Source organism: Nitratireductor sp. GCM10026969 (genome assembly GCF_042660605.1).
Lineage (GTDB): Bacteria > Pseudomonadota > Alphaproteobacteria > Rhizobiales > Rhizobiaceae > Chelativorans.
Map to the genome: position 1 here is coordinate 1 of NZ_JBHSUM010000303.1, position 1,265 is coordinate 1,265.

A 1,265-nucleotide genomic window follows, 5' to 3' on the forward strand; every position below is an offset into this window, starting at 1 on the left:
GGCGACCGGGGCCTCGCGCCGGCCGATCTCGCCATGCATGTGGTGTTGCCCGAGCTGGACGGGCGCATCATGGCCGGCGCCATCTCCTTCAAGGAGCCGCAGGAGGCCGACCCCGCCCTTGCCATCGGCCTGCAGGTGAACCGCCCCGAGCCGGATCGGGTGGAACAGGTGGCCGACCGCATCGCCGCCAACCTCAAGCTGCAGGCGACGCCGCGCGCGGAGCGAAAGCTCGCCATCATCCTGCCGGATTATCCGGCGGCCACCGGGCGCGCCGGCTATGCCGTGGGCCTCGACGTGCCGCAAAGCGCCATCGAGATGCTGCGCGACCTGAAGGCGCAGGGCTATCAAGTCAAGGATATCCCCGAAACCCCGCGCGATCTGATGCGCCTTCTGGAACGCGAGGGCGATTCCCTCTCCGGGCAAGACTACGCGGCCGCCGCTGCCGACCTGCCGAAAGAGGCGCGCGAGTCCGTGGAAGCGGCCTGGGGCGAACCTGAAGATGATCTCACCGACGGCGCCTTTCGCTTCCGCGCCGCCCGCTTCGGCAACGTCACCATCTGCTTCGCGCCGGACCGCGGCCGCGCGGCCGACCGCCGGGTGGACTATCACGATCCCTTCCTGCCGCCCCGGCATCATCTCGTCGCCTTCGGCGTGTGGTTGCGCGCGGCGCTCGGCTGCCACGCACTCGTGCATCTCGGCGCCCATGGCACGCTGGAATGGCTGCCCGGCAAGGCGGTGGCGCTGAGCCGCACCTGCTTCCCGGAGATCGTCGCCGGGCCGCTGCCCGTTGTCTATCCCTTCATCGTCAGCAATCCCGGCGAAGCGGCCCAGGCCAAGCGCCGCATCGCCGCCGTCACGCTCGGTCATCTCACACCGCCGCTCGTCGGCGCCGGACTTTCCGAAGAGCAGCAGGAACTCGAGCGGCTGGTGGACGAGTTCGCACAGGCCGACGGTCTTGACCGGCGCCGCCGCGATAGGCTGGCGAAGCTGATCGTCGAGAAGGCGAGGGAAACCGGGCTTGCCGGCGAGGCGGGGGTTACGGAGAGCGACGATCCGGAAGAAGCCCTGCTCAGGATCGACGCCTGGCTCTGCGACCTCAAGGATTTCGCCATCAAGGACGGGCTGCATGTCTATGGCCGGACGGAGGACGGTGCCGAGCCCCTGCGGCGGGAAAGTGCCGAACGTGAGCGCACGGCCTTCATCGCCGCACTCGATGGAAAGCGGGTGCCGCCGGGGCCGTCGGGCGCGCCGGCGCGCGGACGCAC

The 1,265-nt window shown here is 70.0% G+C and carries 1 protein-coding gene; it reads left to right on the forward strand.

All coding sequences use genetic code 11. From position 1 onward, the window contains the following. Positions 1 to 1,265, forward strand: a 1,265-nt coding sequence (locus ACFP9U_RS25135) for a cobaltochelatase subunit CobN (protein ID WP_378625616.1), incomplete at both ends; no start/stop codon positions are given.